At 59.6% G+C, this 26303-nt stretch carries 26 protein-coding genes; 16 read left to right on the top strand and 10 right to left on the bottom strand.

Going from position 1 to position 26303, the window contains the following annotated elements; all coding sequences use genetic code 11:
* Positions 1-10 precede the first annotated feature (10 nt).
* Positions 11-949: a ketopantoate reductase family protein gene (locus BBF93_RS07720; protein ID WP_114105526.1), complete on the bottom strand. Its 939-nt coding sequence runs from the start codon at positions 947-949 to the stop codon at positions 11-13.
* Positions 950-951: 2 nt separating this feature from the next.
* On the bottom strand, positions 952-2088 hold the full coding sequence (locus BBF93_RS07715) for an alpha/beta hydrolase (protein ID WP_035602009.1): 1137 nt from the start codon (positions 2086-2088) through the stop codon (positions 952-954).
* A 212-nt stretch (positions 2089-2300) separates the two neighbouring features.
* On the opposite strand from BBF93_RS07715, the gene BBF93_RS07710 reads away from it, so the two are divergent.
* Positions 2301-2792, top strand: a complete 492-nt coding sequence (locus BBF93_RS07710; RefSeq protein WP_114105525.1) for a MarR family winged helix-turn-helix transcriptional regulator — start codon at positions 2301-2303, stop codon at positions 2790-2792.
* A 23-nt stretch (positions 2793-2815) separates the two neighbouring features.
* Here BBF93_RS07710 and BBF93_RS07705 read toward each other — a convergent pair whose 3' ends face one another.
* Positions 2816-3361, bottom strand: a complete 546-nt coding sequence (locus BBF93_RS07705; RefSeq protein WP_035602014.1) for a VOC family protein — start codon at positions 3359-3361, stop codon at positions 2816-2818.
* 178 nt (positions 3362-3539) lie between these two features.
* Here BBF93_RS07705 and leuC point away from each other — a divergent pair, with 178 nt between their 5' ends.
* Positions 3540-4961 (top strand): 3-isopropylmalate dehydratase large subunit, encoded by a 1422-nt coding sequence (gene leuC, locus BBF93_RS07700; protein WP_114105524.1) that lies wholly within the window; start codon positions 3540-3542, stop codon positions 4959-4961.
* Between the two features lie 15 nt (positions 4962-4976).
* Here the strand turns inward: leuC and leuD are convergent, their stop codons facing one another.
* The 3 genes from leuD to BBF93_RS07685 all read right to left on the bottom strand — a co-directional run bounded on the left by leuD (position 4977) and on the right by BBF93_RS07685 (position 8295).
* Positions 4977-5567 (bottom strand): 3-isopropylmalate dehydratase small subunit, encoded by a 591-nt coding sequence (gene leuD, locus BBF93_RS07695; RefSeq protein WP_114105523.1) that lies wholly within the window; start codon positions 5565-5567, stop codon positions 4977-4979.
* A 2-nt stretch (positions 5568-5569) separates the two neighbouring features.
* Positions 5570-6040 carry a DUF3237 domain-containing protein gene (locus tag BBF93_RS07690; RefSeq protein WP_114105522.1) on the bottom strand — a complete coding sequence of 157 codons (471 nt, stop codon included), beginning with the start codon at positions 6038-6040 and terminating at the stop codon, positions 5570-5572.
* A gap of 62 nt (positions 6041-6102) precedes the next feature.
* Positions 6103-8295, bottom strand: coding sequence for a TonB-dependent receptor (locus BBF93_RS07685; protein WP_114105521.1), 2193 nt, complete (start codon positions 8293-8295; stop codon positions 6103-6105).
* A gap of 154 nt (positions 8296-8449) precedes the next feature.
* On the opposite strand from BBF93_RS07685, the gene BBF93_RS07680 reads away from it, so the two are divergent.
* Positions 8450-9832: an MFS transporter gene (locus BBF93_RS07680; RefSeq protein ID WP_162786470.1), complete on the top strand. Its 1383-nt coding sequence runs from the start codon at positions 8450-8452 to the stop codon at positions 9830-9832.
* Positions 9833-9840: 8 nt separating this feature from the next.
* Here BBF93_RS07680 and BBF93_RS07675 read toward each other — a convergent pair whose 3' ends face one another.
* The gene (locus BBF93_RS07675) at positions 9841-10338 is read right to left on the bottom strand and encodes a MarR family winged helix-turn-helix transcriptional regulator (RefSeq protein WP_233349315.1); all 498 of its coding nucleotides are present in this window, start codon (positions 10336-10338) and stop codon (positions 9841-9843) included.
* A 170-nt stretch (positions 10339-10508) separates the two neighbouring features.
* Here BBF93_RS07675 and BBF93_RS07670 point away from each other — a divergent pair, with 170 nt between their 5' ends.
* The 5 genes from BBF93_RS07670 to BBF93_RS07650 all read left to right on the top strand — a co-directional run bounded on the left by BBF93_RS07670 (position 10509) and on the right by BBF93_RS07650 (position 14340).
* Positions 10509-11087 carry a VOC family protein gene (locus tag BBF93_RS07670; protein ID WP_114105519.1) on the top strand — a complete coding sequence of 193 codons (579 nt, stop codon included), beginning with the start codon at positions 10509-10511 and terminating at the stop codon, positions 11085-11087.
* A gap of 11 nt (positions 11088-11098) precedes the next feature.
* Positions 11099-11812, top strand: coding sequence for a glutathione S-transferase family protein (locus BBF93_RS07665; RefSeq protein WP_114105518.1), 714 nt, complete (start codon positions 11099-11101; stop codon positions 11810-11812).
* A gap of 107 nt (positions 11813-11919) precedes the next feature.
* Positions 11920-13248, top strand: coding sequence for an MFS transporter (locus tag BBF93_RS07660; RefSeq protein WP_114105517.1), 1329 nt, complete (start codon positions 11920-11922; stop codon positions 13246-13248).
* Positions 13249-13283: 35 nt separating this feature from the next.
* On the top strand, positions 13284-13676 hold the full coding sequence (locus tag BBF93_RS07655; protein WP_233349314.1) for a nuclear transport factor 2 family protein: 393 nt from the start codon (positions 13284-13286) through the stop codon (positions 13674-13676).
* Positions 13677-13689: 13 nt separating this feature from the next.
* Complete coding sequence (locus BBF93_RS07650) at positions 13690-14340, top strand: carboxymuconolactone decarboxylase family protein (RefSeq protein ID WP_114105516.1); 651 nt, start codon at positions 13690-13692, stop codon at positions 14338-14340.
* On the opposite strand, the gene BBF93_RS07645 is transcribed toward BBF93_RS07650, so the two are convergent.
* Positions 14331-15002, bottom strand: coding sequence for a GntR family transcriptional regulator (locus tag BBF93_RS07645; protein WP_114105515.1), 672 nt, complete (start codon positions 15000-15002; stop codon positions 14331-14333). The genes BBF93_RS07650 and BBF93_RS07645 overlap by 10 nt on opposite strands.
* Before the next feature lie 187 nt (positions 15003-15189).
* On the opposite strand from BBF93_RS07645, the gene BBF93_RS07640 reads away from it, so the two are divergent.
* The 3 genes from BBF93_RS07640 to BBF93_RS07630 all read left to right on the top strand — a co-directional run bounded on the left by BBF93_RS07640 (position 15190) and on the right by BBF93_RS07630 (position 20478).
* The gene (locus BBF93_RS07640; protein WP_035602041.1) at positions 15190-16398 is read left to right on the top strand and encodes a CaiB/BaiF CoA-transferase family protein; all 1209 of its coding nucleotides are present in this window, start codon (positions 15190-15192) and stop codon (positions 16396-16398) included.
* Between the two features lie 26 nt (positions 16399-16424).
* Positions 16425-18074 (top strand): long-chain fatty acid--CoA ligase, encoded by a 1650-nt coding sequence (locus BBF93_RS07635; protein ID WP_035602043.1) that lies wholly within the window; start codon positions 16425-16427, stop codon positions 18072-18074.
* A 172-nt stretch (positions 18075-18246) separates the two neighbouring features.
* Positions 18247-20478: a TonB-dependent receptor gene (locus tag BBF93_RS07630; protein ID WP_114105514.1), complete on the top strand. Its 2232-nt coding sequence runs from the start codon at positions 18247-18249 to the stop codon at positions 20476-20478.
* 68 nt (positions 20479-20546) lie between these two features.
* Here BBF93_RS07630 and BBF93_RS07625 read toward each other — a convergent pair whose 3' ends face one another.
* Positions 20547-21599 carry an NADP-dependent oxidoreductase gene (locus BBF93_RS07625; protein WP_114105513.1) on the bottom strand — a complete coding sequence of 351 codons (1053 nt, stop codon included), beginning with the start codon at positions 21597-21599 and terminating at the stop codon, positions 20547-20549.
* 80 nt (positions 21600-21679) lie between these two features.
* Positions 21680-22045, bottom strand: coding sequence for a helix-turn-helix domain-containing protein (locus tag BBF93_RS07620; RefSeq protein WP_114105512.1), 366 nt, complete (start codon positions 22043-22045; stop codon positions 21680-21682).
* A gap of 102 nt (positions 22046-22147) precedes the next feature.
* On the opposite strand from BBF93_RS07620, the gene BBF93_RS07615 reads away from it, so the two are divergent.
* The 5 genes from BBF93_RS07615 to BBF93_RS20035 form a co-directional block, all read left to right on the top strand.
* Positions 22148-22480 carry a nuclear transport factor 2 family protein gene (locus BBF93_RS07615; protein ID WP_114105511.1) on the top strand — a complete coding sequence of 111 codons (333 nt, stop codon included), beginning with the start codon at positions 22148-22150 and terminating at the stop codon, positions 22478-22480.
* On the top strand, positions 22480-23268 hold the full coding sequence (locus BBF93_RS07610; protein WP_114105510.1) for an SDR family oxidoreductase: 789 nt from the start codon (positions 22480-22482) through the stop codon (positions 23266-23268). Before BBF93_RS07615 ends, BBF93_RS07610 begins: the two co-directional genes overlap by 1 nt.
* Positions 23269-23495: 227 nt before the next feature.
* A complete protein-coding gene (locus BBF93_RS07605; protein WP_084324439.1) occupies positions 23496-24068 on the top strand; it encodes a GNAT family N-acetyltransferase in 573 nt (190 codons plus the stop codon).
* A gap of 83 nt (positions 24069-24151) precedes the next feature.
* On the top strand, positions 24152-25990 hold the full coding sequence (locus BBF93_RS07600) for an SLC13 family permease (RefSeq protein WP_114105509.1): 1839 nt from the start codon (positions 24152-24154) through the stop codon (positions 25988-25990).
* 163 nt (positions 25991-26153) lie between these two features.
* The coding region (locus tag BBF93_RS20035; RefSeq protein WP_162786646.1) for a helix-turn-helix domain-containing protein at positions 26154-26303 on the top strand (150 nt) is incomplete at its 3' end.

The following is a 26303-nucleotide window of genomic DNA, read 5'->3' as shown; positions in this document are numbered from 1 at the left end:
AAGACGCTAATCAGGCGCCGCCTCGGCGGCCTTCGAAGGATTTCACCAGCGCCGTCAACACGGCATTCACCGGCGCCGCAAGGCCGATCCTGGCCGCCTCACGGGGAACGGCGCCGTTGATATAGTCAACTTCTGTCTGGCGGCCTGCTTCCAAATCCTGCAACAGGGATGGCTTTGCTGCGGCGACACGCTGGGCAAAGGCACGAATATAGGCCTCGGGATCACTTACCTTGAGCGCCACACCGGCGGCGCGCGCAATTTCCCAAGCCTCAAGGCCAGCAGCAATACAAACCTCACCCAGAGCCGGATCCGCCAGCGCCTCACCAACCGTAAGCCCGGAAATAGCACAGGGCGCACTGAAGGAAGCGTTACAGATTAGCTTTTCCCACTGCATACTGACGATATCGTCAGCCGCTTCGGCATTGAACCCCGCGCTGCGCCAGAGCTCTGCAATCTCGGAAATCCGGTCTGCAGGAAGGCTCCCATAGGCCCCAATCTGAATGGCCCCCATTCCGGCGTGGCGCGCATGGCCGGGCGATACTACCGACGCGCCAAAGCCTGCTGCAATCCCTACGGCCACCCTCTCTTCCCCGAAGAATTCCGCCACCATATCTGCAGCGCCCAGCCCGTTCTGCATCGTAAGGATAACAGTTTGGGGGCCGGCCATTGGGGCCAGCCCCTGGAGAGCGCCAGCTACCTGGGTAGCCTTCATAGCCAGAATAATGAGATCGAACACCTCATTGGGCGGCGCCGTGAGCGCCCGCACCTGAACTGTCCGGTCACCACTCGCCCCCTCCAGACGCAGGCCACTGGCAGCGATGGCCTCAATGTGCGCCCCCGGACGGCTTATCACCACCGGCTGATGGCCAGCAGCAGCGAAAAGGCCGGCAAAAACCGATCCCATGGCGCCGCCGCCGACGATGGCGATACTCTGAGGCTTTGTGCCCATGCTTAGATCCGCGCCTGAAGCCAGCTTGAAACAACATCGGCTGCGTCATGCCGATGCTGCGCAGATTCTTCGAAATAATGCGCACCGGGAAGCATCTGCAACTGCTTGTCGGACGCGCCGATGGCGTTGTGAATACGGGCCGCATCACTCGGAAAAACACCGGTATCCGCCGTACCCTGAATAACCAGAGAAGGCACTGTCAGCTTTTTAAGGTGCGGCTCTCCCTGGCAATCCGAAGTTTCCAGCGACCACATGGAAAGCCAGCTGGTCAGCATCGACGCGCGGCCAATACTCGGGCTTCTGTTGGCAATGACGGGATCGCCACGATAACACCAGCGCGGTTTGCGGTCGGAGGGATCCAGGGAGGGGTCCATGCAGCGCAAGTCGCCCCACATACGGAAGAGCGGGAAGATACGGTCTGGAATTCCGGCAGCATTAAGACGGGCAAGCTCAGCCTTCACCCAATCGGTGATGCGCTGGTTGCGGGCGCGCTGGGCGGCGCGGTAACGGGTGACAAATTCAGGCGAATAGGGCGGGCCATTGTCAGGATTGAACGGATCCAGCGACGAGTCCGTGGCGACGGGGTCCCATTCATCCGTCACTGAAGCATCCATCCAGTCAGTCATCACTTCCGGGCGGCCGATATGGGCGTTGCTGGAAACATAGAAATCAGCCGGTGGCAGAGCGGCCAGGCGTTCAGCGCCGGCACCTTTCAGTTTTCCGGAGAGCGTGGAGCGGGTTGCCTCAGCCTGATAGGCCGCCATCAGCGAACCGCCGCCGGAGTTTCCAAAGAGCACAACTGTCTCGACGCCTGCCACCTCGCGCAGCCATTTGACCCCCACACTGATGTCCACCAGCGCATGTTCCAGAAGGAACATGTCCTCGGCACCGCGATAGCGTGTATTCCAGCCGAGGAAACCATACCCCCGAGAGGCGAGATACGCGGCGAAATAGTGTTCGCTGAAGTCGACATTGTAATGGGTGGCGATGAAGGCCACGCGCGGATTTGGGGTGCCTTTGGGGGTCCAGTAAATCCCCTGGCAGGGATGCCCTCCCGCCATGATCCTGGGAGACGTGGGCGATTCACTGCTTACGAAACGGCTATCGACTGTGTCCTCAATCAGGCCTTTATCGGTCATTCGGGCGGTCCTCCAATTGTCTGTACAGGAAACATGCCAAAGGGCTGTTTCTTCTGATTTCGTGCGGTAGCAAATCTCAGGAGATTTGCATAGCTATCTAACCTTTTTTCAACTAACTTTCTTCAACTATCCCCGTCCCGCCCGGCAACCGGTGCTTGCCTTGAAACGCGCACCCTCCATATAGTTCGGGAATGAACAGGAGCGCATTTCGCATGACAAAAAAAGCCGGAACTGAAAGCCCTTACTCCGAATGGAGCAACAGTCTTGGCTATCTTGTGCGGAAATCCTTCCGGTCGGTCTCTCGCGCGCTGGAAGCGCGCACCTCCGAGTATGGCGTGACAGCGTCACAATGGCATTTCCTGCGGGTGCTGTGGATCGAGGACGGCATCAGTCAGCGTGAACTCAGCCAACGGGTAAGTATGCGCGAGCCAACCACCGTGATTGCCGTCAAACGTCTGGAAAAGGCTGGTCTGATTACCCGAAAGCAGAGCACCGAAGACGGACGCAAGATCAACATCTTTCTTACGCCCAAGGCCAGGGCCCTGAAGGCAAAGCTCATGCCTCTGGTTGAAGAGGTCAATGAGCTCGCCACAAAGGGGCTGACCGCCAAGGAAAAGTCCGAGCTGCGGCGTCTGCTGACGAAGGTGAACCAGAATCTCGAATCCGAAGACCGGATGATCCAGACACCCGCTCCGCCGCCCTGATCCGCCGCGGTCCGGCTTGAACGTCAGACCTCCTCAACCGAGATGGGCTCGTGGGCGACATCGCTTTCGTCGAATGTCTTGGTCCAGGAGGCAAACTCCAGGCAGATGCCGTCGGGGTCGAAGAAGTATACCGACCGTACAAACACATCGTCAGTCACTTCAGCGCTGACCTGCATCGGCGAATTGTCGTGATTGAGGATCGGTGTGACATCGACCCCGCGCTCGATCAGGCGCTGATAGTATTCGTCAAACTTTTCAGCTGGAACGTTCAGCGCAATATGGTTCATTGATCCGTGTGCAGAGACAAAGCTTCCGCGTGTCGGCAGGGTAGACGGCGCCGAAATTCCCGGCACGGCCTTTGGCGCATCCGGGAACCAGAAAAAGGCAATGCAATCGCCGTTGCCGCAGTCAAAGAAAAAATGCTGGCCTGAATTATTGGGCAGGTTGATCGTCTTGATGAGGGGCATGCCCAGCGTATCGCGGTAAAACTCAACTGTTTTCTTCATGTCGCGGCAGACCAGCGCGAGGTGATTTACGCCTTTGAACTCGAACGGACGTTGTTCAGCCATTTGTTCCTCCTGCCCTGTTATTTGCTTAAGGAGATCAGGGCTCATTTACATAGATAGCTAATTCAAATTGGTCCGCAAATCAATTCATCTGCCTGGCGCCAGCTGGTTCGGCTTGCCAAACCGGTCGCAGCCAATAAGTTAGCTGTCTAACCTTCAGAATATCTGACCGGAGCCTTTCATGACAGGCAAAACATCCCCTGCCCGGCCGCGAACTCTGTATGAAAAACTATGGGATGCGCACCTTGTTGCCGAGGACAATGGCGAAGCGATTCTCTACATTGATCTTCACATGCTGCATGAGGTGACATCGCCTCAGGCTTTCTCCCGCCTGAAAGCTCTGGGGCGCCCCTTACGCCGGCCGGACCTGACGCTGGCGATGGCGGACCATTGCGTGCCCACTATCAGGCAGGAACTGGGAACTTCCGGAATCGAGGACACTGCGTCGCGCCTGCAAATCGAAGCGCTATCGCGCAACAGCGCGGAATTCGGCGTTGAGCACTACACGCTGGGAGATCTGCGCAATGGGATCGTGCATGTCGTGGGGCCTGAACTCGGGCGAACCTTACCGGGCATGACCATCGTGTGTGGAGACAGCCACACATCGACGCACGGCGCCTTTGGCGCGCTGGCCTTCGGGATCGGAACCTCCGAGATCGAGCACGTCATGGCAACCCAGGCCATCCGGCAACGGAAATCCAAAAATCTGCGGATCATCGTCAACGGGCAGCTGCAGGAGGGCATTACGGCCAAGGATCTGGCCCTCAAGCTCATCTCTGTTCTAGGCGTGGATGGAGCGACAGATCATGTGATCGAATATAGCGGCGAAGCGATCTCGACCCTCTCCATGGAAGGCCGCATGACGCTCTGCAATATGAGCATTGAAGCAGGGGCGCGTGCGGGCCTGATCGCCCCGGATGAAACAACGTTCGCCTATCTGAAACAGCGAATGCCGGCGGATGCCTGGGCGGCGCACCTGCCGGGCTGGAGGCCGCTCCAGACCGATGAAGACGCCCTCTTTGATCGGACGGTTACGCTGAATGCCTCAGATATTGGCCCCGTCGTTTCCTGGGGCATCAATCCAGCGCAAAGTATTGGCATTGACGCGCAAATCCCAGACCCTCGCGATCAGTCCGACCCCAGAGTGCGGGCGGTGATGGAGCGCGCCCTCGGCTATATGCAGCTGGCCCCGGGGACGCCCATTGCGGGCACGGCAATTGACAGGGTGTTCATAGGATCCTGCACCAATGGCCGCATCGAAGACCTGCGGGCGGCGGCGATCATCCTGAAGGGCCGGAAAGTTTACGGGAGCGTGAAGGCAATTGTGGTCCCGGGGTCCGGTCTTGTCCGCCAGGCAGCCGAGGACGAAGGGCTCGACAAGATTTTTATGGATGCCGGATTTGAGTGGCGCCAACCAGGCTGTTCCATGTGTGCCGCGATGAACTCCGACCGGCTGAGCCCCGGCGAGCGATGCGCGTCGACGTCAAACCGGAACTTTGAAAACCGGCAGGGTCCTGCTGGACGCACACACCTGATGAGCCCGGCCATGGCGGCAGCAGCCGCTATAACCGGTCAGATAACGGATTTTCGCACACTTATTTGAAGCGATGAAACCAGCTCACAGCTTGCGGTTCGATTCGAAGTCCGAAAGAGCGTCAGAATATTTCAGTGTACGGGAAATATCGTCTAGACCCGCCAGAAGAGTATCACGGAAGTCCTCCCGCACATCGAATGAATGGGTTTGTCCGTCTGGGCCGGTTACCAAGCATTCCTCAAGGTCCACACGCACCAACGTGTTCTTCCCAGCAGATAAGGTCGCCATCAGCGTATCGCAGATTGCTCCCGTCAGGGTCACGGGCAAAATGCCATTCTTGACACAGTTGGTCGCAAAGATTGTCCCGAAGGTGGGCGCGATGATTGCCCGGAATCCGAAATCGTCTAGCGCCCAAGCCGCATGTTCCCGGGAGGAGCCACAGCCAAAATTCTCCCGGGCGACGAGGATCTCTGCCGCTCGCCATGGGGGCTGGTTGAGCACGAAGTCCCCTCGCTCTCCACCGCCCGCATCATACCGCCAGTCATTGAACAGACGGCGCCCCAGCCCCTCCCGCGTCAGCGTTTTCATAAACCTCGCTGGAAGTATCTGATCGGTATCGATATGAGCAATGGGCAGCGGCGCCGCTATTGCGGTCACCGCCTTGAAAGGACGCATTCTTACAGCACCTCGAATACGTTGTAGCGGACAGCGCCGCCGATCGAATCGCCAAGACCGACAGCCACGATATTGTTCAACCAGGCATATCGCTCATCCCCGGTTTCGAAGATTGGCGTAGTCCGGAAGTAAACCTGCGCCCGCTCGGCATCATTGGCCGGTCCACCGCGCACGGAATACTCTCTTACCTTGCTCATAGGCCTGAGCACGCCGCGATAGGACACAAAGATCAGTGCGCCATCGTGGGTTTCCATAGTGACGCGGGCATCGAGACGCAGGGTTTCGTTATCGTCAATGGTTGCCCAATCGCCCCCCCCCGGAACTATCCGGCCCCGGAGGCGCTCCCCTTCAACCACCCCCCCGGTGAGCACGGCGATCATGCGGCGGCCGAAATGGGCCTTGCCGATCATCTGCTGAGGCTCATTCAGATCAGCGCGGTAGGTGCAAAGATATCGGAAAGCGGGGTTTTGCATGATGGAAGTCCCAAAAAAATGAGGGCGCGCCGGGCAAATTGCCCGCGCGCGCCCAAGTCAGTTTACATCGTGTAGGAGAGGCTGAGGCCATACGTCCGCGGAGGGCTGTACGGCACCAGAGTTTGCCGGAAGGGACCGAAATAAGTCACATAAGTCGGAACCAGCTCATCGGTGAGATTCTTGCCCCAGAGCGATACCTGCCAGCGATCATCCGGCAGGGTGACCGCGAGGCGGGCATCGAGATTGTCATGCTCGGGCCAGAGCTGCGCGGCAACATTGGAAGCCTCGAAGAAAGCATCATCCACCCAGGAATAGTCGACCCTGGCCAACAGGCGGAAATCACCGATCGGGGCCTCATACTGAGCTCCGATATTGTATTTTCCCGAAGGCGACCGGGGCAGTTCATTGCCCGTGTAATCCGTTCCCGGAATCTGGTATTCCACGAACTTCGTGTCGAGCCATGAATAGCTGCCATCGAGCCGGAGATTGTCTGTAAGGCGGCCGACAAATTCCACTTCGAAACCCTGGATCTCCGCCTTTGCCGCATTGCTGACAACAACGCAGCAGAGCGGTACCAACTGGGAAATCTGCAAGTCCTCATAGTCGGTCTTGAAGAGCGCCGCATTCAGGGTCAGGCGCCGGTTCAGCCACTCGGTCTTGCCGCCGAGCTCATAACCCCACGCAAACTCTGGATCGTACGGAGTGGATGCACCCGCCGCCGTTCCTGAGAGCCCCTGGAACCCGCCACTCTTGTAGCCCTTGGCGGCCGAGGCGTAGAGCATGACAGTATCCGATGCTTGCCAATTGAGCGCGAAACGAGGCGTCAAGGCATCCCAGCTTTCCGATGCCTGAACGTCGTATCCATCGAGGCTGCCGAGCGGGGGCGGAAGCCCCGGGCCGGAAACCTTCATGCCGGCAAAACGCCCTTCCTTTTCTTCCCAGGTCATCCGGGCACCCACAGTTGCTGTCAGCGTATCGGTGACGGCATAGTCAAACTGCCCGAACACGGCAAAGCTCTTGGCATTTACAGACTGGGGATAGATGGCGATGCCTTGTTGGGCAGGTACCGGGAAATCCTGGATCTGGCCTTGCAGCCGGTCAATATCCTCGTCCAGATAGTAAAGGCCGACCTGCCCCTGCAGCCGGTCATTCATCGCCTCGAATGCGAAGCGCAACTCCTGGCTGAACTGGGTGGCTTCTTCCCTTCCGAAATCAGTCGACTCGATTTGCGTTGGCGGGTTGATGGGATTGCTGAAGAAAGGCGTACGGAACTTGTACTTCACGTCGCGCAGAGCAGTCAGCGATGTGAGCGTGCCGAAATCCGTGGTCCAGTTCAGCTCTCCGCTGAGTGAGTTGATCTGCCGGAAAATCTGCCCGTCGATATAGGCATTCACGACGCGCGGATCGGGATTTACCCCCACACAATGCACCCCGCCATTGAAGGCTGCGTCGCAATTGTTGTCTCTGGGGTTGCCAGCCTGATCCTGCCAGGTTCCGTCTGCCCTGAGCACGATATCCAGATTTTCTGACGGCAGGAATCGCGCGGCGATCCGGGCAGTCGTGACATCCTGATCATTGACGTCATTGCCAGTGGTTTCGTTGAACTCGAAGCCATCGCGCTGCTTGTGCGCCAGCCCGCCGGAAAGGAAAACCTTGTCTGACAGCGGAACATTCCCACGAAGCGTGACATTGTATCTGCTGAAATTACCGACCGTACCTTCAGCAAAGAATGATGGCGTGTCAGAGGGTTTACGGCTGACGAACTGGATCAGTCCGCCGATGGCATTCTTGCCGAACAGTGTTCCCTGGGGCCCGCGCAATACTTCCACGCGCTCCAGGTCGAGCACATCCAAATCCGGCGTACCTCCACGACCAGCATAGACCCCGTCAACAAAAACAACGACGGAACCGTCGCCGCCTGCATTCTGGCTGATGCCTGCGGCCGTTCCAATCCCCCGCAACGAGAAATTGTTCTGTATGGGATCAACCGCCCCGACAGTCAGGCCCGGGGTGCGCAAGGCAAGGTCTTGAATTGTTTCGATACTGCTGTTCTTCAACTGCTCTGCAGTGAACGCAGAGACTGCAACCGGAACATCCTGCAGGCTCTGCTCGCGGCGCTGCGCGGTGACCACGACAGTTTCATAGGTGACTTCAGCGTCTACTTCAGCGGCCTCCTGCCCGAACGCCGGCGCAGCGATAGCCGGAACCAGCAACGCTAGCGTAAGAGCAATACGTGTTCCTGAATTTTTCAACATCTCGTTTCCTCCTTTTGGCGGGCCCTGCCCCTCCAGGTCATTTTTGACTCTGGCTTGCAATTTGCTTAGATAGCTAACTACTAGTTAGTTAGCTAATCTATATTTTTCGAATCGGCAACAGACCGTTTGAACGGCAGCCACCGGGAGGATGAACGTGACGGAAACACAGCGGGAAACCACAGCATCGACGGCTAAACCTGGAGGCGCATCCCCGCCTTCTCCGCCATGGCCTTCTCCGGCCTATAGCTGGTATGTGGTTTTCATCCTGCTGCTGGCCTACACTCTTTCATTCATCGACCGGATGATATTGAGCCTTCTCGTCACGCCCGTGCGGGCCGCCCTGGACATCAGCGATACGCAATTCAGCCTACTGATCGGATTGGCATTTGCGCTGTTTTATACGCTCGCCGGCCTGCCGCTCGCGTGGATTGCTGACCGGCACAGCCGCCGCAACCTGATCGTCGGCGGCGTGACCGTGTGGAGCTTCATGACCCTGTTATGTGGCACCGCCACAAATTATGCAGGCCTGTTTCTTGCGCGCGTCGGGGTCGGGGTTGGAGAGGCCACGCTGTCGCCGGCGGCGTATTCGATGCTGAGCGACTACTTTCCGCGCGAGAAACTGGCGCGGGCCATCGCGGTCTATTCCATTGGCGTTCCCTTGGGATCAGGCATCGCGCTGATGCTGGGCGCGCTGGTGATCAAGGCGATCCTTGCGGCGCCCGCGATCCACCTGCCCCTGCTGGGAGAAGTGGAGGCCTGGCGGCTGACATTTGCCATCGTGGCACTTCCGGGCTTGCTCCTGGCGCTGCTCATGTTTACCGTGCGCGAACCCTTCCGGCGGGGGCGGGCGGCAGAAACAGCCGATCCCACGAGCGCGCAAAACTTTGTCGCTCATGTCATGCGCAACAAGGCGGCACTGGGCTGCCTCTTTGCCGGCATGTCACTGATCGGCATGGTGATGTATGGCTCCATAGCATGGATACCCGCCTTTCTTGCGCGCACCTATCCCATCAGCATCACCGATGCGGGGCTATGGTTTGGTGCCATCATGGCGGTGTGCGGCGCAGGCGGGCTCCTCCTCGGTGGCTTCATCGCCGACGGTATGTTCTCACGGGGCCGCAGCGATGCGCACATCCGCACAATGCGGCTGTCCCTCCTGCTTGGCGGCCCTTTTCTTATACTGACGCCGCTGATGCCGTCTTCGTCCCTGGCGCTCGCCCTGCTTGCGCCTGGTTTCCTGCTGATCACCATGCATGGCGTCGGCAGCGTCGCCCTTCAACTGATCACACCGAATGAATACAGGGCACGGATTACCGCCCTCTACTTCTTCGTAGTGAACCTGATCGGCCTCGGTTTTGGCCCGACAGCGATCGCCCTCGTGACGGACACTGTTTTCCGCGATGATAGTGCCTTGAGATATTCGATTTTTATCGTGTCGGCAGTCGCGCTTCCGGTGGCGGCGATCATTCTCACGCTGGGCCTTGCCCCCTACCGGCGCAGCCTGGAAAAAGCATCGCTCTCAACGGAGGCCACCTGAAATGGGGGCTAGCCGGGCTTCACGGCCGCATCCCCGACAATATCTTCCGCGCGGAAGGACATCGGGGCGCCCCAGTCCCTGGCAAGGGTGTCTGCAGTTGCCTGGAAGGCATCCTTGCCGATCCGCCCCACCAGCGTCGCGATCATCAGTTGCATTGCGCGCTGCGCATCCCGGCGCATGGCTTCGCCTGTCGGCGTGAGAACCACAACCTTCACACGCAGGTTTCCGGGATCGTCGGCAAGCTCGACCATGCCCATATCGATCATGGATTTGAGCGTCGAATGGATAGCCTGCCGGCTGATGCCGAGACGGCGCGCAATGTCCGAGGGACGGCGAACGCCCATTACAACGTTGGCCATCACCATGGATTGAGGGCGGGTCACCTCCGGCCACCCGCAGGCGCGGATATAGCTCTGGAGCCCCTCATCAAACCAGTAAAAGCCAGAAAGCAGATTCAGGAGAATCTGATTGGCCTGCATCATCTCATCGTCAGTCTTTGGCATCATTGCGCCTTACCTCGCCTGCGCGCTGATGCAAACACCAGCCGCCTTTCATAGCGCCGAATATGTATCTGGCGCAAAATTTATCGTCAATTTAGTTGACATATCGTGTCGATAAGATAGCCTCATTTCCACAAGATGCGCTGGGAAAACCGGCCAAAGAGGAGGAATAACCGATGAGCAAGCCCCGCAATCAGGAGTTCGAATTTCTGGGTGTGAACCACCTCGCGCTGGTGTGTAAGGATATGGCCAAGACCGTGACCTTCTATCGCGATGTGCTCGGCATGCCCCTCATCAAGACGATCGATCTGCCCGCCGGAAAAGGTCAGCATTTTTTCTTTGATGTTGGAAATGGCGATTCAATCGCTTTTTTCTGGTTCCCAGATGCCCCTCAGGCTGCGCCGGGAATTGCAGCGCCGGAAAACCTGCCTACCCGCGGCAACATCCGCTCCGCACACGGCTCTATGAACCATATCGCCATCAACGTGCCCGCCGAGCGGTTTGACGAGTACTACGCCAAACTGAAAGCCAAGGGCGTTGATGTCACCGAGATATTCAATCACGACGATTCACCGACCCAGATGTCGAAAGAGCTGACGAAGGACGTGTTCGTCCGGTCTGTCTACTTCTTCGATCCCGACGGCATCTGCCTTGAACTGGCCGCCTGGACGCGCGAGTTCAGCGAGCGCGATGTACGGCACGCGCCTGTCCGCGCCGACGGTACGCCCGACGTCAGCGTTCTTCAGCCCTCATAAGGGCAGCTGACGTGATAGACGTACATTTCGTGCCGACACCTAATGGCCACAAGGTGTCGATCATGCTGGCTGAGCTTGATGTGCCCCACCGGCTTATTCCTTACGATATGCTGGCGGGCGATCATCTCACGAAGGCTTTCCGGCAGATCAACCCGAACGGGCGCCTTCCTGCGATCGTCGATCATGCGCCTGCAGACGGCGGGGCGCCTTTTCCGGTGTTCGAATCCGGGGCCATCCTGCTTTACCTTTCGGAGAAGCATGGCGGCGCCCTGATGCCTGAGGACACGCGCGGCCGCTCGCTCGCGCAGCAATGGCTGATGTGGCAGATGGCCGGCTTCGGCCCGATGCACGGCCAGGCGCACCACTTCATCCGCTATGCGCCCGAAGGCCAGGAGTATCCGGTTACACGGTACCGCAACGAAGCAATCCGTCTACTGAACGTTCTCGAACGCAGATTGCAGGAAACACCCTATATGGCCGGCGAGGATTATTCAGTCGCTGATATCGCGACATGGCCATGGGTGCGCGCGGCACGGGCAATCCAGCTGCCGCTGGAGCCTTATCCCGCCATCCAGCGCTGGTCTGCAGAAATTGGGAAGCGGCCGGGCGTGCAGCGGGGAACCGAAGTCAGCAATGAGCGCAACCTCTCCAGCCTGCGCCCCCAACTCACCAAGGAAGCGTGGTCGAACCTGTTCGGTGAAAACATGCTGAAGAGCGGTCAATAGATCTGACTCCATCATAATCCGACCACTGATTGTAAACCAAGTTGACAGAAGCGCCAGACGCGATACGCTTCCGGCCAAAGCGCGCAGACGCTTCAAAGGGGAGAAACATGGTTGAAACCGCTCAGGCGACCGCCGTTTCGGCGGGACCGGTGACCCCGGCTACACCGCTGCAGAAGACCCTCGCCCTGGTTATCCTGATGGCCATCGGTTCCATCAATTATGTGGACCGCCAGCTCCTCTCCCTGCTGATCGAGCCTGTCCGGCAGGACATTCCGCTCAGTGATACCGCCTTTGGTCTTCTGACCGGCCTGTTTTTCGCGCTGTTTTACGCCTCAATGGGGGTTCCCGTTGCGATGCTGGCGGATCGCATCAATCGCGTGAAGCTGGTTGCTGTTGCCTGCACAATGTGGAGCGTCTGTACCGGCCTGTGCGGATTCGCGCAGAATTTCTGGCAGCTTGCCCTTGCCCGGTTCGGCGTTGGCGTTGGCGAGGCCGGCGGTACAGCGCCCTCCCTCTCCATCCTGTCGGACTATTTCAAGCCAGAACAACGCCCGGCAATCATAGGCCTGTATACCGTAAACGGACCAATCGGCGTTTTTATCGGCATTTCGCTGGGTGGCTTCATCGCCGCGCAGTATGGCTGGCGAATGGCGTTCTTCACAGTCGCCATTTTCGGCATTGCGTTGGCGCCAATCCTCTGGCTGCTGGTGCGCGAACCTCTGCGGGGCGCGACCGAAGCAGCGGCGCCATCCAGCGCGCATGAAAAGGCCCCCTCCCTGCTTTCCACAATCCGCATCTTCCTGATGTTGCCCACCTTGCGGCTTCTCCTTCCCGCCAGCGGCTTGCTCGCCTTTGTCAGCTATGGCCTGCTGAACTGGATCCCGGCCTTTCTCATGCGGGAGAACGGCATGGCCCTCGAACAGCTTGCGCTGTGGTTTGGCCCGGCCGCGGGGGTCTGCATGGGCCTCGGAATTTGGGGTGGCGGCGCAATCGTAAATATCGGGGTGAAGAAAAGCCTGACGGCGTATGCGTGGGCCCCAGCATTCTCGGTGATGATCGGATGCCCGTTCCTGCTTCTGGCACTGTTTATGCCGGGCTGGGAACTGACGCTGATCCTGTTGCTTATTCCGATGGTCAGTGTGGTAATGTATGTCGCTCCCGCCCTCGCCCTGACGCAGAATCTCGCGCCTTTGCGCGCCCGGGCTACGGCGACGGCCCTGCTCCTGCTGTCATTCAATCTGGTTGGCATCGGCGGCGGCCCCCTGATGATCGGCATCCTGTCAGACCTCTTCACATCGCTGGGATCACAGAACAGCCTGCGCTGGGCGCTGGCTTCGACAATCCCCGTTTCCCTGCTCGCCATGGGGCTCTACATCATGATGGCGCGCACAATCACCTCTGATCACGAAACACGCCGTATACAAACCGGCATCTGACCTCAAAGGATAAGCAGACGCAAATGGGAGGCTCCATGTCCGAGACAGACATCCGTGCGCTGGCGAAGCGCTTCTTTGACGCTGTAGAAGCAGGCGATATTGATACGCTGGTGGCCTGTTATGCGCCAGACGCGAAGATCTGGCATAATACAGACCAGGCCGAGCAGACCCCCGAAGACAACCGCAAGACCCTTGCCGGAATGGTTACTCGCATCAGCGACCGTCTATATGACAATCGCCGGGTTGACGTGTTCGCAGGCGGTTTTGTTCAACAGCATGTCCTGAGGGGAACTCGCATCCATGACGGCGCCCGGCTCCAGCTTCCCGCCTGCATTGTCTGCCAGGTAAAAGATGGCCGGATTACCCGGCTGGATGAGTATTTTGATTCTGCCCATGTTGCTGAATTCCGGAAATTTGCAAACGCCTGACAAGGAACACCTCATGCCCGCTATCAGACAGGTTCCCCGCGCCGAACTCACTAACGCCACCATGCTGGCCTATTTCGAACGCCTGTTCGGTCCGGACCGGGATCCGATCACCGAGCCGGGCACGGCGACTGGATCGCCGGGTGACTGGTGGAGCGTTTTCGCCAACTCCGAAGAGGTATTCGAGCACGCGGTTAACGGCTTCAAGCTCTATCGCAGCCCGAACATCCATCTTGATCCGGTATTGCGCGAACTTGGACAGACGCGGGTTGGCTGGACCATTGGCAGCCAGTTTGTCTTCTCCCAGCATTGCAAGCTTCTACGTGCCCTGGGCGTTTCGGATGACAAGATCAAGGCTGTCCCGGCCTGGCAGGTATCTGATCTCTTCAGCGATCAGGAACGCGCTGTACTGGCGTATGCGGACTGTCTATCTACCGGCCATGGCCGGACGCCGCCCGAAGTGATGGCCAAGCTCAAGACCTTCCTCAGCGATGAGGAAATCCTGGAGTTCACCTACATCGTATCCATGTATGTGATGCACGCCATCATGTCCCGCGCGCTGAAGACCGAATTCGATGACCGGCCTGAAGCGATTGTGGAGGTCGATGCCCCCGAAGGCTTCAGCACGGCAGACTTCCTCTCCTCACGCCCCTCCGATCAGCGCTGACCGGCCGTGTCGCCGGGGCTACGCTGAGCGAGGTCCCGGCGGATGGCTGCAAATGCCGCCTTGATGTGACCCGTCATTACTGCCTCCGCCCAGCGGCCGTCCTTCGCGCGGAACGCCGCGATGAGTTCGCGGTGATGCCGCATGGAGCGTTCGCGCTCGTCGGTAGAATAGCGCGCCAGCGTGCGCAGAACCAAGGGCGTTTCCACAACCAGCCCGGCCACACTCAATAGCCGGGCGCTGCGGGCGGCTTCCAGGATGATCCGGTGAAACCGGCTGTTGGCGCCAGCCGCCTCCGGAGTATGATCTGCGCCTTTCCTGACGAGCGCTTCCATCTGGTCGGCCAGCGCCTCCAGTTCTGCAATCTCGGCCTCCGAAATCCGCGTGGCGGCGCGGGCCGCGCCATACCCTTCGATCAGGGTTCGCAATTCATACAGTGCCTCAAGATCTTCATCTCCCGGATCAGCAACCTGCGCGCCATAGTTGGGGCTGAACTCGGCCAGGCCCTCATTCACGAGGCGGCGCAATGCCTCACGTACCGGCGTACGCGATACGTTGCAAAGAGCGGTGAGGTCTGATTCGATCAGCCGGTGCCCCGGCGGAAAACGGCCGGAGATGATCTCCTCCCGGATGATTTCATACGCCTGAACACTGGCACTCGCCATCACCTGACCCTCGATACCACCCTTGCTGATCCTGTCGTCACCCTGCCGGGGATTCCTCCCCACGGCTAGGCAGATGATCGGGCCACAGCTCCACTTTGTATACAATAGATTCGTTTATGACTTGAAAACGTCAATTTATTTGTCATCATGGGTGTAATTGAATACAAAATGTCCAAGGGAGGGAAAAATGAGCGCCACCAGCGGATCCCCGCAGCCCGGCTCCCTGCACGGCATCCGCGTGGTTGAAATGGGCCAGCTGATTGCGGGCCCCTTTTGCGGCCAGCTGCTGGGCGATTTCGGCGCCGACGTCATCAAGATCGAACCGCCAGGGACTGGTGACGCGCTTCGCCAGTGGGGACAGCCAGGCTACCCCCTGTTCTGGGAAGTGCTGGGCCGCAACAAGCGCTCTGTCACTGCCAATCTGCGCACAGAAGAAGGCCAAGCGCTCGCTCGCCAGCTCATTGCAGGTGCCGACATCCTGATTGAAAACTTCCGGCCAGGTACGCTGGAGCAATGGGGCCTTTCCCCAGAAGACCTGATGGCGGAGAACCCTCGCCTCATCATCGTACGTGTATCCGGCTACGGACAAACCGGCCCTTACGCGGGTAGAGCGGGCTTCGGCGGTATCGGAGAGGCGATGGGGGGCTGGCGGCGCGTCGTGGGCGATCCTGATCGCCCGCCTGCCCGCATGGGAGTGTCCATTGGCGACAGCTTGGCCGCAACCTTTGCCTGTCTTGGCGCGCTCGCTGCGCTGGAAGCGCGCCATCGCACCGGCAAGGGGCAAATCGTGGACTCCTCTCTCTATGAAGCCGTTCTGCATGTCATGGAAAGCCTGGTGCCCGACTACGCCATCGGCAACTTCACGCGGGAGCGCTCGGGCTCCATTCTGCCCGGGGTCGCGCCCTCAAACGTATACCCCACGGCTGACGGGTATTACCTAATCGCCGCCAATCAGGATTCCGTTTTCCGGCGCCTCTGCGGCGCGATGGGGCAGCCCGATCTGGCAGAGAACCCAAGCTACGCGACCCACATCGCCCGCGGCAACCACCAGAAGGAACTCGACGAGATTATCGCTGCCTGGACCCGCACACTGACGACCGACACTCTGGAACACATGATGGCGGATGCCGGCGTTCCTGCGGGGAGGATGTATACCCCGGCCGATATGCTCGCAGACCCGCAGTTCAAGGCGCGCCAGTCCCTGATCGAGATTGACCATCCCAAATGGGGGAAATTGCCGATGCAAAATGCCTTCCCCAAGCTGTCCGGAACCCCCGGCGGGGTACGCCGTCCGGCGCCGGCACTTCCGGGCCAGGACAATCTGGCCGTTTACGGAGCAGACCTCGGACTGAGTGAGAGCGAACTGGCATCCCTGCAACAACGCGGCATCATCTGAGCCGGGCAGCGGAGGAGAGAAATTTCATGCACGGCCTGATGCAGGAAGCAGAACTTACACTGGACCGGCTGCTCACCCACGCCGCCCGTTGGCACGGCCAAACGCCGATTACATCGCGTTCAGCGCGGGGCCAGATCAGCCGCACAGATTACGCCACGCTTGCGCGGCGGGCCCAGCGCGTCTCCAACGCGCTGCGCGCTGCCGGCATCGCCAAGGACGACAGGGTCGGCACGCTGGGCTGGAACGGTCATCAGCATTTCGAGGCCTGGTATGGCATCATTGGCATCGGCGCCATCTGCCATACGCTGAACCCGCGCCTTCTCAACGATCAGATTGCCTATCTCGTAAATCATGCGCAAGACCGGATCATTCTGGCTGATGGTGCCTGCCGCAGCATTCTCGAGGACATTCTCCCCTCCTGCCCCAGCGTCGAAGCCGTTATTATCCTGGACGAGGAGGCGCCCGCGCCCTTCTCCAGCTGCCCTGTTCCGGTGACGGGGTATGAAGCGTGGATTAATCCGCATACGGAAACTGTAGAATGGGGGAAATTTGAGGAGCGCCAGGCCGCAGGTCTCTGCTATACATCCGGCACGACGGGAAACCCCAAGGGCGTTCTTTACTCGCACCGCTCCAACTATCTTCACGCGCTGATGGTTCTTGGGCCTGACGCTCTGAACCTGTCGGCACGAGACACGGTGCTTCTGGCCGTGCCGATGTATCATGCCAATGCCTGGGGCGTGGTTTATGCAGCTCCCATGGTTGGCGCGAGCCTTGTCCTGCCGGGGCAACGGCTTGATGGCGCCTCCCTTTATGAACTTATGGAATCCGAAGGCGTAACCTATTCCGCCGGAGTGCCCACCATCTGGCAGATGCTTCTGGCACACCTGCGTGAAACCGGCGCCTCTTTCTCCACCCTTCAGCGGGTCACCGTGGGCGGCTCGGCCTGCCCGGAGTCGATCATTCGCGAATTCCGCGACCGGCATGGCGTTGATGTTATCCAGGGCTGGGGCATGACCGAAACCTCTCCGCTGGCAACCGTGTCCATTCCGAACCGGCGCATCAATACGCTCACGGACGAAGAGAAGATTGGCTGGAAACTGAAGCAAGGCCGTCCCCTGGCGGGCATCGACCTGAAGCTTGTTGACGATGCGGGCGCGCCTCTCCCGCATGATGGACGCACCCCCGGCCGCTTGCTGACACGCGGTCCGACCATTGCCTCGCAATACTACGGCGAGCCCCATAACGCACTGGATTCTGAAGGGTTTTTTGACACCGGCGACATCGCCACGCTGGACGGGGACGGCTATATGCAGATCACCGATCGCGCCAAGGATGTCATAAAGTCCGGGGGAGAATGGATCAGTTCGGTTGATGTCGAGAACATCGCAATGGGCCACCCGGCCGCAGATCTCTGCGCAGTCATCGGCATTCCCCACCCCAAATGGGACGAGCGCCCTTTGTTGCTCGTGAAACTCCGGAAGGGCGCCGCCGCAACCGCTGCGGAGATGCTCGCATTCCTTGAGGGCAAGATCGCCACCTGGTGGATGCCGGACCGGGTGGAGTTCATTGACGAGATGCCCACGGGCCCCACCGGAAAGATCGACAAGAAAAAGCTGAGAGACCAGTTCGGCGGCGTGACGTTCGTAAAGACGTCAGAAAACAGGGAAAACAGTTAGATTACTAACCAACAATCCCGGTCAACTCGGACACCTTACCTTACTACCAGCCTGAAATGCACTTCATCCGGATACGTCACACAAGTCTGTCCTTGCCGAGTGCACAAATATCAATTAGCTAACTAACCAAATAAGGCCGGACAGGACGATACCGGCACACAGGGAGGAACAAATGAAATCGGGTATATCCACACTCGCCTTGGTCATGGCCTTGTCGGCGCTCTCAGGCGTCTCAAACGCGCAGGAGGCGGCTGACACCGGCGAGGAAACACGCAAGCTCGCCACTGTCACCGTAACGGCGCAGAAGCGTGAAGAAAGCCTGCAGGATGTTCCGATCTCGATGGAGGTCATGTCGGGTGACGCGCTTGCAGACCTGCAGGTCAACGACTTCCAGGACATGACAAGATACGTGCCGAACGTTGCCGTTCAGCTCACGGCCGGCAACAATGTGGTGTATATCCGCGGCTTCGGCTCTCCGGCCGCGAACTTCTCGTTTGATCAGGCCGTCAGCCTTTACATTGACGGAGTCTATGCCGGCAAATCGCGGCAGACTCAGGGCCCCTTCTTTGATCTGGAACGCGTCGAGGTGCTTCGCGGCCCGCAAGGCGCGCTGTTCGGCAAGAACACGGCCGCAGGCGCCGTCAGCATCGTTTCTGCCGGCCCTACCGACACGTTCGAAGGCGCCGTGAAGGGCGTTTATAATTTCGACCTTGAAGGATATGAGCTGTCCGGCCACGTGTCTGGTCCGATTACGGATCGTATTTCCGGGCGGCTCGCCGTCAAGCAGCTCGACCAGGATGGCTGGATCAGCAACCTCGGCAAAGGCGGCCAGAAAGAGCCACAGGTAGAACAGTTTCTGGCGCGCGCCACGCTGCGCTATGAAGGCGAGGGCGACTTTGACTACACCGTCAAGGCAGAATTCGGGGACAACCGCCGGATCGGCGGCATGAACGTCTCCGGCCGCCTGGACATTCCGCAGAATCCTGACCTCACCCGCTACAGCGTCGACAGTGTTGTCGGCGAAGAGGGCACTGAGGCGACCTCCTGGCTCGTGTCGGGCACCGGCAACTGGGATATTGGCGATTACACCCTCACCTCCGTAACCGGCTATTCCTGGTTCCGCGCTGACATCAACAACTATTTCGATCAGCAGTCACCGGACGGAACCATCGTTCCAAACAGCGTCTACAACAGCTATCCGGAACACTTCCGTCAGGTGTCACAGGAACTGCGTCTGTTGTCGCCCACAGGGCGCAAGTTCGAATACATCATTGGCGGATATTACGACTCGTCCCGCTATCTGCTGACCCAGTTCGGTGGCTTCAACATCGCGGCACTCAATTATGAAGGCCTTGGACGGTCGGATTTTTCGCAGTTCAGCAAGTCCTACTCTCTGTTTGCTCAGGGCACCTACCACTTCTCGGACACCCTTCGGGCGATTGGCAGCCTGCGCTACACCAACACGGAAAAGCGCGCGGGCTTTGACGGCGAACTGATCTACGGCCCCTACCCGCTGCGCCCACTGACCAAGGCCGACGGCAGCATCAGCGAAGACGGCGTGGACCCCTCAATTACCCTGCAATGGGACGTTCACCCCAACGCCATGGCCTACGTCACCTATGGCCGCGGCTCAAAATCCGGCGGTTTCGTGGGCAACACCTATGGTACAGTCGATGCCACATTCACCTATGATCCGGAAAAGTCCGAGAGTTTCGAAGCCGGCGTCAAATCCACCCTGCTGAACGGGGCGCTGGTGCTGAACGGCGCAGTGTATGAGACAAGCTTCAAGGATCTTCAAACTTCCGTATACGATCCTAACCTCTCCACCTACATCACAGGCAACGCCGCCAGCGCCAAATCTACGGGTGTTGAAGCATCGCTCGCCTGGATCATTTCTCACCAGTTCAGCGTCAACGCCTCAGCGGCATATCAGGACGCCAAGTATGAGGACTATCCCGGCGCGGCCTGCCTTGCCAGCCAGCCTTTGACGGAATGCAATCCTGCCGATCCCACAAGTGTCGCACAGAACAATATCGGCGGCAGGCCGCTGCCCTACATTTCCGATTTCAGCGGAAACGTTCAACTGAATTATACTCAGGACCTCTGGAGCGATCTTGTATTCGACGGCATTTTGGCGGTCACGGGCCGTTCAGAGTATTTTGACTCCGATAACCAGAGCCCAACCTACGGCCTCCAGAAAGGCTTTGCGAAAGTGGACCTCCGCCTTCAGGTCGCCCCTCAGGACGAGCGTTGGCACGTGGCGCTTGTCGGCAAAAACCTGACGGACGAGATCACCACAGGCAGCGCCTTTAACCTGCCCGCCCCGATTACCAGCGTGCCTCGCGCAATTTTCTATGTGGAACCACCGCGGACCATCGCTCTGGAAGCCGGCCTGCGATTCTAAGCCTCCCGGCGCATATACTTTCGGGGACCGTGCACGGCATGGTCCCCCCTTTTTTTCTGCCAATCAGGTCAAGCCTGCCGCACCGGGTCCGTCGATACCCGCACCAGGGTTTTGCCGAACGTGCCGCCCGCAAGCATGGACTGGAAAGCACGCGGAGCAGTTTCGAGCCCCTCATGGATATCTTCCCGGTAGCGAATGTGACCCTTTCGCAGCCAATCCCCCATCTCCGCCAGAAACCGCTCCTGATGAGTGGCTACATAGTCCCCCACAAATAGGGGGTGCACACTCATGTGCCGCTCACTGAACGTTTTCTCACCGGCGGCCTTCCATGCCTGGATGATGTCCTCCCCCATGGCGCCATATTGTGAGGCAAGGCCGCATAGCGTAATGCGCGCCCCATTATTGAAGAGCCCAAGCACCGCTTCGAACACGCGCCCGCCGACATTTTCGAAATAAACGTCCACCCCATCCGGGCAGGCTGCCCGCAGGCGCTCGGCAAAATCCGGATCAAGATGCGAGATACACTCATCGAAGCCAAGATCGTCTTTCACATAGGCGCACTTTTCTGCGCGGCCGGCGATTCCCACCACCCTGCAGCCGCGCAGTTTTGCGAGTTGCCCTGCAACCTGCCCGACACCGCCGGACGCGGCGGAGATGACAACTGTTTCCCCCGCCTGCGGCGCGCATTGAACATAGAGCCCCGCATAGGCGGTGAGGCCAAGCATCCCCATGACTCCGACAGCGGATGAAATTGGCGCCAGGGAAGGATCAAGCTTGCGCGGAAACATGTAGCCGAAGGTTGAGATGCCCTCACCGGTCAACCCGTAGGTCTGCCAGCCATTGGTGTTGAAGAGGAAGTCGCCGGGCGCGTAGCCCTCAAGGCGGCTTTCCACGACCTGGGACACTGTGCGCCCGTGGCATACTTCCCCAACCGCCTCGACGCCCCTGCGCCGGCGGCCCCACTGATACGGATCCAGCGAGAGATAAATCGTGCGCGTGAGCATCTGGCCCGGTCCCGGCGAAGGCGCTGGCGTTTCACGCCAGGCAAAATCGGCATCCACCGGCCAGCCTTCCGGCGGTGTGCGCGCGAGTACCCAGTGAGGGTTGATCCTGTCTGCCATGGCCGCTCCGATACATGCGTTGCCCGCCGCAAAAGTGGGGGTCAGCCCTCGGGCATGTCAATGAATGCCGCCGGGGCGGGCTAGCCGGTTTCGCCCAACAGCCCCTGCCGGATTTCAGCCGGCGCGCTCTCTGCCCAGAGGAGGAGCGCGTCCAGCGCCGGACAAAGCGACTGCCCCCAATCTGTCAGGTGGTACTCAACACGCGGGGGAACTTCGTGATGCACGATGCGGGTTACTACGCCGCCCTTCTCCATCTGGCGCAGCTGTTGAATCAGCATTTTTTGAGAGATGCCGGAAATCGCGCGCTCAAGCTCCGAAAACCGCATGACCTTGCCGCCAAACAGCTGGAACAGGATGACGAGTTTCCACCGTCCCTCAAGAATGCGCAGAGCATTCTGCACGCCTTCGGCCGCCAGAGGGGCAGTATATTCGGGTCTCTTACCCATAGGTTAGTACCTTACTTTTTTGTCGGTTCTTGCCATTATGGCAGCATAGGCGCATCTGAAACCGAAAGGCAATGATGCCGCCAGCCAAGAGGATAAGATCCCATGTCTCCCACCCCGCCCCTTCCTGCCCCCATTTCACGCTATTTTGCGGCCAACCCGAGCTTCGATGTCGAAGGAATGCTGGCGCCGTTTGCGGCCGATGCCATTGTGGTGGACGAACGTCATACCCGTAAGGGAACGGACGAGTTGCGCGCCTGGATCAAGGAAGCAACCGTCGGCGTCAAAGCCGTCGCAACGCCTGTTTCTGCCACTCAGGAAGATGATCTCCATATCGTGGTGGCCAATGTTGCCGGCGACTTTTCCGGCAGTCCGGTACCGCTCACCTTCCGCTTCCAGCTTGCCGGAAAAGAAATCTCGCACCTGGAGATCGTGTAGTGCAGCCGGCCTTCAAATCCGAATTTTCCGGCAAGCGTGTGGTCGTAACCGGCGGCACCCAGGGCGCAGGCCATGCCGTCTTCCAGAAGCTGGCGGCAGAGGGCGCCCAACTTGTAACGGCGGCTCGCTCTGCGCCGCCGGAAACAATGCCGGAAGCGTCATTCGTGCGCGCCGATCTCAGCACGGCGGCGGGCGCCGAAGCCCTCGCCCATGCTGCGCAGGAACGCATGGGCGGGGTTGATATTCTGGTTCATGTGCTGGGCGGATCAAGCGCGCCCGGCGGTGGTTTCGCAGCGAGCGGAGACGAAGTCTGGCAGGCAGAGATTGATCTCAACCTGATGTCTGCAGTGCGCCTCGACCGGCTATTGGTGCCGCAGATGATCGCGCGCGGCAAAGGCGCGATCATTCATACCGCCTCGATCCAGTCACGCCTGCCGCTATATGACTCAACCACCGCATACGCGGCCGCCAAGGCGGCGCTGGTAGCCTACAGCAAGGCGCTGTCGAAAGAGGTGGGGCCCAAGGGCGTAAGGGTGAACGTGGTCTCGCCCGGCTGGATCTATACCAGCGCGGCCGAAGCGATGGTGAAGCGCATTGCTCAGAGCAGTGGCAGCAGTGAAGAAGCCGCGCGGCAGTCCATTCTCGAGGCGCTGGGCGGGATTCCGATCGGCCGGCCCGCCCTTCCCGAAGAAGTGGCTGACCTGATGGTTTTCCTGGCTTCCGATCGGGCCTCCGCCATCCACGGCGCGGAGTATGTGATTGATGGCGGCACGATCCCCACGGTCTGAACTTTCGGACAGCGGGCGCGCCCGCTGCCGGTCCTTTGTTTAAATTACTTACACATGAAATTTTTCGGATTTCCGCATCCGTGCCCGGAATTCGCATTCTCGCGCAAATCTCTGCTCAAAAAGCGGGATGGGGCGCAGTCTTCTCCCTCCCGGCGCATTTGAGTGTTGTTTTCGCGCCACACTCGAGTGTCTCCTTGGGGAAACTGAACACCGCAGCTGGAGTGCCCATGGGATACGCGCTGAAATCCGAAACATCCACAGGCTGGCCAGATGCCGCCCTCCATATCCGCGATGCGGATGATGCCGACATAGAGGCCATCCAGGCCATCTACGCGAATTACGTGCTGACGAGTTCGGCCACATTTGAGGAAATACCCCCTTCCGTGCCCGAGATGAAACTGCGCCGCGCAAATGTGCTGGCCGCGGGCCTGCCCTTCCTGGTGGCAGAAATTGACCATCAGGTGATCGGCTTCTCCTATGCCTCACCCTACCGCAGCCGGTCTGCCTACAAATATACGGTCGAGGATTCCATCTATGTGAGCGATGTCTTCGGCGGACGAGGCGTGGGGAGCGCGCTGCTTTCCCAGCTGATTGCGCGGTGTGAAGCCGGGCCATGGCGGCAGATGCTGGCCGTGATGGGCACCAGCCGCAACGAGGCCTGCATGGCGCTTCACCGGAGCCTCGGTTTCAGTAATGTTGGCACACTGAAAGCCGTCGGCCTGAAATTCGGCCAATGGGAAGACACCGTCATGATGCAACGTCATCTGGGCGAAGGCGAATGGTCTCTGCCCAGGGAGTGAAGGCGCCTGCCTGCTGGCCTCCAGCTGGCACAGCGGTCGGTTTAGGGGTTCCGCGGCCGGGCGGCTCCGCCTAACCTGCTGGCATGACGCTCGATCTGGTTCTCGTGCTCGGCTTTCTGGCCGCAGCGGTCATCATGTTTGCCATGAACAAGCCCCGCATGGACGCGGTCGCCCTGATCATGATCACGGCGCTGCCGCTGACCGGCGTGATCACCATGAACGAGGCGCTGGCAGGATTTTCCGACCCCAACATCATCCTGATCGCCGCCCTTTTCGTAATCGGTGAAGGCCTGGTCCGCACCGGTGTGGCACAGCGGCTGGGAGACTGGCTGGTAGCCAAGGCCGGGCGGAGTGAAGCGCGTCTGATCACTCTGCTGATGATTATCGTGGCTCTCGTCGGGTCGATCATGAGTTCGACCGGCGTGGTTGCCATCTTCATTCCAGTCGTGCTGCGCGTCGCGACCAATTCCGGTATCGCGCCGGGGCACCTGATGATGCCACTGTCCATGGCGGCGCTGATCAGTGGAATGATGACGCTGGTCGCCACTGCGCCCAATCTGGTTGTTCACGCCGAGTTGGTGCGGCGCGGGCATCAAGGATTTCATTTCTTCAGCTTCACGCCTTTCGGGATACCGATCCTCATCCTGGCAGTGGGATACATGTTGTTCGCCCGGCGCTGGCTGGTGCAGGCACCAAAGCCCGGGGAGGCGCCAGCGGCCCCGCCACCAACCCGCCCCAGCCTGACTGACTGGGTTGAGGAATACCGGCTGGCAGGCCGCGAACATCGCCTACGGGTTAAGCCCGGCTCCCCGCTCGCCGGCCGGACAATCGGAGAAATGAACCTGCGCGGCGGCGCCGGCGCAAACATCCTTGCAATTGAGCGCGGCTGGCGGTTCTCCAGGCGCCTGATCCAGCCACGCGCGTCCAGCGAACTGAGCGCAGGAGACATTCTTCTGCTCGACCTCTCCGAGGGCGCGCCGGACATCGATGCAATCGCGCGGGACTACGGACTGGAGCGGCAGATCCTGACGGGCGCCTATTTTTCAGGCCACGCGCAGGATATCGGCATGGCAGAGGTGATGGTGCCCGACCCCTCGCCCCTGATCGGGCGAACGGTGATCGGCACTCGGTTCCGCTCCCGGCACGATGTCACCGTGATCGGTCTCAAGCGTGGGCGGGAAGCGGTGGAGGGAAATATCCTGAACACCGAGCTGGAACTGGGCGACACATTGCTTGTGATTGGACCATGGCGGGCAATCCGCGCGCTGGATGACGCACGGGAGATGATCGTCCTCAACCTGCCGGCAGAGTTCGACGAGGCGCCCCCCGCGGCCTCGCGCGCACCTTTCGCACTGCTCAGCCTTGGCGTAATGATCGTCCTGATGGTCTGGGGCGTGATCCCGAATGTCCAGGCCGCGCTGATCGCCTGCCTGCTGATGGGCTTGTTCGCATGTGTGAACCTGAACGCGGCCTACCGGTCGATTCACTGGCAGAGCCTGATTCTGATCGTTGGTATGCTGCCCTTCTCCATCGCCCTGCAGCAGACCGGCGGGGTAGACCTCGCGGCACAGGGCCTCTTGGCCGTTACAGGCGAAGCCAGTCCGCGCATGGCGCTGGCGGCCATCTTTATTACAACCGCGCTGCTAGGCCTGTTCATTTCAAACACCGCTACGGCCGTTCTGATGGCGCCTGTCGCACTGACAGTTGCCGACGCGCTGGGCGCGTCGCCCTATCCTTTTGCGATGACGGTCGCCCTGGCGGCATCGGCAGCGTTCATGACCCCGGTCTCTTCACCGGTGAACACGCTGGTTGTCGGTCCCGGAAAATACACCTTCATGGACTTCGTCAGGATGGGCTCACCCTTCGCTCTCGTCGCTCTGGTGGTCTCGGTTGTCATGACGCCCTGGATCTTTCCATTTTAAACCCAGACGGCGGGAACGGCACCAGCGGCAATCACTGACCAATGCAGACTGCAAATTTCATGCGGCGTTGCTGGCTTCAGAAGCAAGGTGAGCGACCTGAGACATAGGTGACAGATTGTACCGGACACATGGGTAACACTTTTCGCTTTGGCGGGAGGTTGGGATGCCATGGAAGGACGGACCAAAGATGGATGAACGCCTGCGATTTGTGGCTCGCCGCCTGGAAGGTGAGTCGATGAGCGATTTGTGCCGGGAGTTCGGGATATCCCGGAAGACGGGCCACAAGATCTTCAACCGGTACAAGGAGGAAGGG

Origin of the sequence: Hyphomonas sp. CACIAM 19H1, assembly GCF_003325995.1 — a bacterium.
In the GTDB taxonomy this organism is placed as follows: Bacteria; Pseudomonadota; Alphaproteobacteria; order Caulobacterales; family Hyphomonadaceae; genus Hyphomonas; species Hyphomonas polymorpha.
The sequence above is the reverse complement of the archived record's forward strand: the minus strand, read 5'-3'. Positions and strand labels throughout refer to the sequence as shown.